The 7,792-nt window shown below is 74.8% G+C and carries 4 protein-coding genes and 2 pseudogenes; 3 read left to right on the top strand and 3 right to left on the bottom strand.

Annotated features, from left to right (window positions below; all coding sequences use genetic code 11):
* Positions 1-58 precede the first annotated feature (58 nt).
* A pseudogene (locus AC51EU_RS24135) lies at positions 59-703 on the top strand (N-acetylmuramoyl-L-alanine amidase); the annotation flags it as partial.
* Between the two features lie 120 nt (positions 704-823).
* Here AC51EU_RS24135 and AC51EU_RS24130 read toward each other — a convergent pair.
* Genes AC51EU_RS24130 through AC51EU_RS24120 form a run of 3 tightly spaced genes read right to left on the bottom strand, consistent with a single transcriptional unit; the run spans position 824 to position 5,615 of the window.
* Positions 824-2,014, bottom strand: coding sequence for a VWA domain-containing protein (locus AC51EU_RS24130; protein WP_496269152.1), 1,191 nt, complete (start codon positions 2,012-2,014; stop codon positions 824-826).
* On the bottom strand, positions 2,011-4,428 hold the full coding sequence (locus AC51EU_RS24125) for a DUF5682 family protein (protein WP_496269151.1): 2,418 nt from the start codon (positions 4,426-4,428) through the stop codon (positions 2,011-2,013). The genes AC51EU_RS24130 and AC51EU_RS24125 overlap by 4 nt, the downstream gene beginning before the upstream one ends.
* Positions 4,425-5,615: an ATP-binding protein gene (locus AC51EU_RS24120; RefSeq protein ID WP_496269150.1), complete on the bottom strand. Its 1,191-nt coding sequence runs from the start codon at positions 5,613-5,615 to the stop codon at positions 4,425-4,427. The genes AC51EU_RS24125 and AC51EU_RS24120 overlap by 4 nt, the downstream gene beginning before the upstream one ends.
* A gap of 168 nt (positions 5,616-5,783) precedes the next feature.
* Here AC51EU_RS24120 and AC51EU_RS24115 point away from each other — a divergent pair, with 168 nt between their 5' ends.
* Positions 5,784-7,124 carry an SWIM zinc finger family protein gene (locus AC51EU_RS24115; RefSeq protein WP_496269149.1) on the top strand — a complete coding sequence of 447 codons (1,341 nt, stop codon included), beginning with the start codon at positions 5,784-5,786 and terminating at the stop codon, positions 7,122-7,124.
* 213 nt (positions 7,125-7,337) lie between these two features.
* Positions 7,338-7,792 (top strand): annotated as a pseudogene (locus AC51EU_RS24110) (hypothetical protein); the annotation flags it as partial.

Genomic DNA, 7,792 nt, shown 5'->3' with positions numbered 1-7,792 from the left:
GCCGTTCGCAGACCACGGCGGCGGCCGAGGCCGCGGTCGACGAGGAGGGTGAAGCCTGATGTCCGTGCCCCTGACCGCCTCCCGGCTGCTGGCGGCCCTCCGCGACGAGGGCCTGGTGGTCCACGAGGTCCGCGAATGGCGCAAGCACAACCGCAACACCAAGGGCCAGTGGGGCCCCGTGCACGGCGTGATGATCCACCACACCGCGACCGAGGGCACCGACGCCTCCGTCGCCCTTTGCTACAACGGGCGCACCGCGCTGCCCGGTCCGCTCTGCCACGGCGTGATCGACAAGAACGGCGAGGTCCATCTCGTCGGCAACGGCCGCGCCAACCACGCCGGTCTGGGCGACCGTCGGGTGCTCGCCGCCGTGATCGACGAGTCGGAACTGCCGCACGACCAGGACGCGGACACCGACGGCAACCGGCACTTCTACGGCTTCGAGTGCGTCAACCTCGGCGACGGCCAGGACCCCTGGCCCGAGGCCCAGTTGCTCGCCGCCGAGAAGGCCGCCGCGGCCCTCTGCCGGGCCCACGGCTGGAGTGAGGGCTCGGTGATCGGCCACAAGGAGTGGCAGCCCGGAAAGGTCGATCCGCGCGGCTTCACGATGGACGCCCTGCGGGACCGGATCAGGGAACGGCTGGCCGGGCCCCCGCAGGAGGCCGCCTCCGCCCGTCCTACGCCGCCTATCCCGCCCATGCCGTCGTATCCGCCGGGTGGGGCGGGGGCGGAGGGGGCGGCCGGGGGTGATGTGGCGGGGTGAGTGGGGCGGGGCGGGGGCCGTGGCCGTACGCCCGTCGTCCGGTCGCGCCCGTCACCCCGGTCACCGTTCCTCCCCTGTGTCCGGGACGGGCAGCGGTCGCTTCTCGATCGCGGCCGCCATGATGTCGGGGAACAGGTCGGGGGTGCAGGCGAACGCCGGGGCGCCCAGGGCCGCGAGGGCGGCGGCGTGGCCGCGGTCGTAGGCGGGGGCGCCCTCGTCGGAGAGGGCGAGGAGGGTCACGAACCGCACGCCGGACGCCTGCATCGCGGCGACCCGTTTGAGCATCTCGTCGCGGATGCCGCCCTCGTAGAGGTCGCTGATGAGGACGACGATGGTCTCGGCGGGGCGGGTGATGCGGGACTGGCAGTAGGCCAGGGCGCGGTTGATGTCCGTGCCACCGCCGAGCTGGGTGCCGAACAGTACGTCGACCGGGTCGTCGAGGGCGTCCGTCAGATCGACCACCGAGGTGTCGAAGACGACCAGCTGGGTGTCGATGGCGCGCAGTGAGGCCAGTACGGCGCCGAACACCGAGGCGTAGACGACGGAGGCGGCCATCGAGCCGGACTGGTCGACGCAGAGCACCACCTCCTTCTTCACGGACTGCGCGGCCCGCCCGTGGCCGATCAGCCGTTCGGGGACGACCGTGCGGTACTCGGGGAGGTAGTTCCTGAGGTTCGCCCGTATCGTGCGGTCCCAGTCGATGTCGTGGTGGCGCGGTCTGTTGATCTTCGCGGAGCGGTCCAGCGCCCCGGTGAGGGTGGCGCGGGTGCGGCTCGCCAGCTGCTTCTCCAGCCGCTCGACGACGGTGCGGACCACGGCCCGCGCGGTTTCCTTGGTGGTCTCCGGCAGCACCTTGTGGAGCGAGAGCAGGGTGCCGACCAGGTGGACGTCCGGTTCGACGGCCTCCAGCATCTCCGGCTCCAGCAGCAGCGTGGAAAGCCCCAGCCGGTCGATGGCGTCGCGCTGCATCACCTGCACCACGGACGACGGGAAGTAGGTGCGGATGTCGCCGAGCCAGCGGGCCACCTGCGGCGCGGACGCCCCCAGCCCCGCCGCCCGGCGCCCGCGCCCGGCCGCGCCGCCGCCCTGCCCGTAGAGCGCGGTCAGTGCCGCGTCCATCTCCGCGTCCTGGCCGGTCAGGGGGTGGCCGGTGCCGTCGGCGCCACCTGGGCCCAGCACCATCCGCCAGCGACGCAGCCGCTCGTCCCGGGCCGTTCCGGCCGCCGTGCCGTCCTTGGTGTCGGTGGTCATCTCCCCGCCCCCGCAGGTGTGTGGTGTGCGTCGTGGTCGTGGTGCGTGGCGTCGTGCCGGTGCGCGTGGCCGTGCGGCTCGTCCTGGTCGGTGCCGAGCAGCAGGCGCAGGACGGGCAGGACGGCGGCGGCGCGGTCGCGGTCGAGGCCGGGGCCGAAGCCGGGCGGCGCCGCGTCCGGGCCGCCGTCCGTCGCGCCGGGCGCGGGGGACGCGGGGCCGCGCCGGACCAGCTCGCCGAGGGTGCGCCGTGCCCCCTCCTCGTACTCCGCGAACGTCCGGCGCAGCAGCGGCAGTACGCCGGTGAACGCCGCGGCCGGCACCTGCGTCAGCCAGGTGTCGACGAGGGCGAACAGCCGGGCGTCGTGCACGAGCAGGGTGCCGCCGTCGGGGCCGCCCGCGAAGCCCTCGATCCAGGCCGCGGCGTCGGCGGGCGGGGTGCCCGGGGCCAGGGCGAAGCTCATCAGGTGTGCCGCCCCGCCCTCGTCCAGCCGTCCGTCGTCCAGCAGCAGCCGCGCGGCCCGGCCGCGTATCACGCCCGGTACGGCGGCCCGGTCCGTCAGGGTGCGCAGGACCGCCGCCCATCTGTCCCGCAGATCGGTGCCGGGGTGTTGGGGTGCCGCGGGGTCCGGGTGGTCGAGGAGGCCGACGGCGCGGTGGGTGGCGTCGAGGTGGTCGCGCATCTCGGCGGCGCCGTCCGCGTCGAGCCCCGCGCAGGCCGGCGGCAGTCCGACGAAGACCCGCTCGGCCAGGCCCGTCGCCACCTTGTGCAGCGCCGTACTGTCCGTGCCGCGTACGTCGCCGTAGCGGACGGACCGTACGAGGGCGGGCAGAGCATGGGCGAGACGGCCGACATCGGCGTCCAGCGCGGCGCGGTCCGCGAGGGCCCGCATCACGGCGGGCAGCGCGTCGGACAGCCCCGCGAGCAGGCACTGCTCGGCGAGCGCGGTCACCTCGGCGAGCGTCCGGGCGCCGGTGGCGCCGGCCTCGGCCTTGGCGGTGGCGGCGGCCTCCACGGTCGTGCCCCACACGCCCGCCTCCGCGACCCGTACCGGGAGTTCCGGGTCCCAGCGCAGCCGCCAGGTCTCCCGGAACGTGCCGGTGCTGTTGCGGGAGTGCGCGGGCTCGCCCCAGGGGACGCCCAGCAGCCGCAGCCGGTGCAGCAGTCTGCTGCGGGCGGTGTCGGTCTCCTTGCGGAGGTCCAGTTCCCGTTCGCGCTCGCGTGCCTCCGGTGCCAGGCGCAGCGACCGCTGGGTGCGGGTGAGGTCGCGTTGCAGTGGTACGGCGGGGGCGTCCTCGGGCACTTCGCCGAGCGCGTCGCCGATGACGAGCCGCTCGTGGATCAGGGCGTTGGGCGCGTCGGCGCCGTCGCCCATGACGGCGCGTATCGCGTCGGTGGCCTCGGTGAGCCCGGCCAGCGGCCGGCCGCGCACGGTGGCGAGGCCCTCGGCGAGCCGGACCGCCTCGATGACATGGGCCGTGGAGACGGGGTGGTCCTCCTCCCGCAGCAGTCCGGCGGCCTTGGTCATCCAGCGTTCGACGGGCCGGTCGGGGGAGGCGAAGAGGTGGGCGTACCAGCCGGGCGAGGTGATCCCGGCGCCGTAGCCGCTGTGCCGGGAGAGCCGCCGGTGGGTCCAGGGGACCCAGGTGGTCTCCGTGGTGACCTTGGGCAGGCCCTTGAGGAGTTGCCGGTCGGCGGTCACCGTGCTGCGGCGGGCCAGCGCCGGGACGTGCCAGGCGCCGCACACCACGGCGACGCCGTCGCCGAACTCCCGCCGGGCGGCGCGCAGTCGCAGCCGCATATGGGCCTCGCGCAGCGGATCGCGGTCGTGCCCGCCGTCCCCGTACGCCTCCCGCAGCGCGGTCATCGCCTCGGCGAGTGCCGCGAACGGGGCCAGGGCGTCCGCGTCCGGGCGGGTGCCGTCCGTGCCGCGGTGTTCGACGACGTCCTCCCACCAGCGTTCGGCGTCGTCGTAGCCCGCGGCCTCGGCCAGGGCGCCGAGCGGGTCGACGCGAAGATCCACGGCCGGGGGCCCGTCGGACTCCCGCTCCTCCTCGCTCTCCGGGGCCATCGCCAGGGTGTGGGCGGCCGGGAGGTCGATGAACCGGACCGGGACGCCGCGCGCGGTCGCCCAGCGCAGGGCCACCCACTCCGGCGAGAACGCGGCGAACGGCCAGAACGCGGCCCGCCCGGGATCGTCCCGTACGTGCGCGAGCAACGCGACCGGGGGCCGCAGATCGTCCCCGCAGGCCAGCGGCACCAGCGCGTCGGCCTCCGGCGGGCCCTCGATGAGGACCGCGGGGGGCGCGCACTGCTCCAGGGCCGCGCGCACCGCCCGTGCCGAGCCGGGCCCGTGGTGCCGGACGCCGAGCAGCACGGGCTCCCCGGCGCCCGACCGGGCGCGTCCGGCGCTCATGCGGACACCTCCCGGCAGGCGCGGTAGAAGTCCTTCCAGCCCTCGCGTTCGCGGACGACGGTCTCCAGGTACTCCTGCCACACGACGCGGTCGGCGGCGGGGTCGCGGACCACCGCGCCCTGGATGCCGGCGGCCACGTCACCGGCGCGCAGGACACCGTCCCCGAAGTGCGCCGCCAGGGCGAGGCCGTTGGTGACCACCGAGATGGCCTCGGCCGTGGAGAGGGTGGCCGACGGCGACTTGAGCTTCGTCCGGCCGTCGGTGGTGACGCCGTCCCGCAGTTCGCGGAAGACGGTGACGACACGGCGGATCTCGTCCATGGCCTCGGGCACATCGGGCAGTCGCAGCGACCGGCCGAGCTGCCCGACCCGGCGGGAGACGATCTCCACCTCGGCGTCGGGGGTTCCCGGGAGCGGCAGGACGACGGTGTTGAAGCGGCGTCGCAGCGCGCTGGAGAGGTCGTTGACCCCGCGGTCACGGTCGTTGGCGGTGGCGATCAGGTTGAAGCCGCGGACCGCCTGCACCTCCTCGCCCAGTTCCGGTATGGGGAGGGTCTTCTCCGACAGGATCGTGATGAGGGTGTCCTGGACGTCGGCGGGGATACGGGTCAGTTCCTCCACCCGGGCCGTCATGCCCTCCGCCATGGCCCGCATGACGGGGCTGGGCACCAGGGCGTCCCGGCTGGGGCCGTGGGCGAGCAGCTGCGCGTAGTTCCAGCCGTAGCGGATCGCTTCCTCGGGGGTGCCGGCCGTGCCCTGCACCAGGAGGGTGGAGTCACCGCTGACGGCCGCCGCGAGGTGTTCGGACACCCAGGTCTTGGCCGTGCCGGGGACCCCGAGCAGCAGCAGCGCGCGGTCGGTGGCGAGGGTCGTCACGGCGACCTCCACGATCCGCCGGGGGCCGACGTACTTCGGTGTGATGACCGTGCCGTCCGCGAGCGTGCCGCCGAGGAGGTAGGTCGCCACGGCCCAGGGCGAGAGCCGCCAGCGCTCGGGGCGCGGCCGGTCGTCGGCGGCGGCGAGGGCCGCCAGTTCCGCCGCGTAGGTGTCCTCCGCGTGCGGCCGCAGCACCTCGGCGGCGGTCTCCCGCCCGCTCGCCGCGGCGCGCGTCCCGTTCTTCGTTTTCGCGGTCCGCGTCCCCGTCCTCGCGGTCGTTCCGCCGCTGTTCTTCGTCGTCGTTCCGGGCATGGCTCCCCCTCGTCACGCGGTGTGCGGCCGGCGCTTCGCAGCGCGTCGGCCGGTTGCGGTTCCCACCCTGCACCACGCCACTGACAACGCCCCCGAAAACCGCCTCTGACCTGCTGATTCGCCATGTCCGGCGGGGCGTTGTCAGTGGTCGGCCGTAGCGTCGTGGACATGAATCCGCAGGGGGAACGCTGGACGACGGAGCAGGTGCTCGCACTGGCACCTGACGAGGCATCACGCAAGGCGGGCGGCAAGCTCGCGGCGCCCGGACCATGGTCGGAGTCCGGCGCGGCCGACGGCGCGGTCTGGGGCCTGTGCAAGGGCAGCGGCCGGACGCCGTACCGCGCGGTCGCCGACCTCGGAGGGCCCGCTTACCGGTGCACTTGCCCCAGCCGCAAGTTTCCGTGCAAGCACGTACTGGCCCTGCTGCTGCTCTGGGCCGACGGCACGGTCACCGGCAGCGGGGAACCACCGCAGTGGGCGGGCGAATGGCTGGACGGCCGCCGCGAACGGGCGGCACGGGCCACCACCCCGCCACGCACCACCGCGGCCCCGGAAGCGGCGGCGCGGCGCGCGGAGCGGCGGATGCGACGGATCGCCACCGGCGCAACGGAGTTGGAGCAGCGCCTGGAGGACGTTCTGCGCGCCGGCCTCGCCTCGGCGAACGGCACGGGGTACGGCGCCTGGGACGAGACGGCGGCCCGCATGGTCGACGCCCAGGCCCCCGGACTCGCCGCACGCGTAAGGGAACTGGCCTCGCTCACCACCTCGGGCCCCGGGGGCCCCGGCCGCCTCCTGGAGGAGTGCGCCCTGCTGCACCTCCTCGACCAGGGCTTCCTCGGCATCGAACGCCTCCCGGACGCACTGGCCGCGACGGTCCGCACCCGCGTGGGCCTGACGACGGAGACATCGGACCTGCTGACCGGCCCGGACGCCGCACCGATACGGGACCGCTGGCTCGTCCTCGCCCAACAGGACGCGGAGGACGGACGCTTGACGACCCGGAAGACCTATCTGCGCGGCGACCGCACCGGCCGCACGGCCCTGCACCTCTCGTTCGGCGCCGGCGGCCGCCCACCGGAGCCCTCCCTGCCGCCCGGCCTGGTACTCGACGCCGACCTCGCCTACTACCCGGGCGCCCGCCCCCTGCGGGCCGCCCTCGGCGAGCGGCACGGCACGGCGTCCCCGAGGACGGTACCGGCGGGCTGCGGCATCGACGCGGCCCTGAGCGCCTACGGGGACGCCCTCCGCGACGACCCCTGGCTCGATTCCTGGCCGGTGGTCCTCACGGACGTCACCCCGATACCCCCCGCGCAGAACGGCGACGGCTGGCAACTCGCCGACGCCGACGGCGAGTCCGCACTCCCCCTGGACCCTCGCTTCCTGGGACGTACGGGCCTGTGGCAACTGGCCGCGATATCGGGCGGCGCCCCCGTCACCGTCTTCGGCGAATGCGGCCACCGCGGCTTCCTGCCGATGACGGTCTGGGACCCGTCACCGGTACCGCTGTGAGCGTGGCTGCGCGGCTTCCGGTAGGGCTGCGCGGCTGTGGCCGTCGTCTCCGGCAGCGCTGTGATCGTGACTGCCCGTGGCTGGTGACCTTTGTGATTGCGCCGGTCCCGTTTCCGGTGTCGCCGTGACCGGGCCCATCTCCTTCCCTGCGGCTCCGTGACCGGCCACCCCCCTCCCGTTCCGACGGCGGGTCGCCGTCCTCGTCCCGTACCAGTGGCGGGCCCGGCCCCCCTTCCCGCACCACGACTCACCACCGCCCCAACCTCCGTCCCCACCCCATCCACCACACCACCCCCGGAGAACCGGCATGACCTCGCCCACCTCGCCCCACACGCCGTCCCTCACCACGCCGCCATACAGCACGCCTCCCTCCAGCAGCGCTCCCTCGCTCAACGCCCCCTCCTTTCCGCCACCGCCCACCTCTTCCACCACCACCGCCCCCAAAGCACCGCCCGGCCCGTACGACGCATCGTCCTCGTCACCACTACGCAGCACCCCCATCACCTCGACCACCTCCGCAACCACGAACGGCGCGACCTGCGCATCCGCCCCTCCCCCCACGACCACCCCCACGAGACCCGGCTCTCCCCCTTCCCACACCCCTCCGCCCTGGGAGGAGTTGGTGAGCGCCGCGTTGCTCGGTACCGAGCGGCGGACGCCGCCGGTCG

Source organism: Candidatus Streptomyces philanthi, from assembly GCF_059553635.1.
Note: the sequence above shows the minus strand (reverse complement) of the source record. Positions and strands in the feature narration are given on the sequence as shown.

Bases quoted from the DNA above. Each gene is read 5' to 3' on its own strand.
- AC51EU_RS24130 (WP_496269152.1), bottom strand. From the start codon at position 2,014: ATGACCACCGACACCAAGGACGGCACGGCGGCCGGAACGGCCCGGGAC.
- AC51EU_RS24125 (WP_496269151.1), bottom strand. From the start codon at position 4,428: ATGAGCGCCGGACGCGCCCGGTCGGGCGCCGGGGAGCCCGTGCTGCTC.
- AC51EU_RS24120 (WP_496269150.1), bottom strand. From the start codon at position 5,615: ATGCCCGGAACGACGACGAAGAACAGCGGCGGAACGACCGCGAGGACG.
- AC51EU_RS24115 (WP_496269149.1), top strand. From the start codon at position 5,784: ATGAATCCGCAGGGGGAACGCTGGACGACGGAGCAGGTGCTCGCACTG.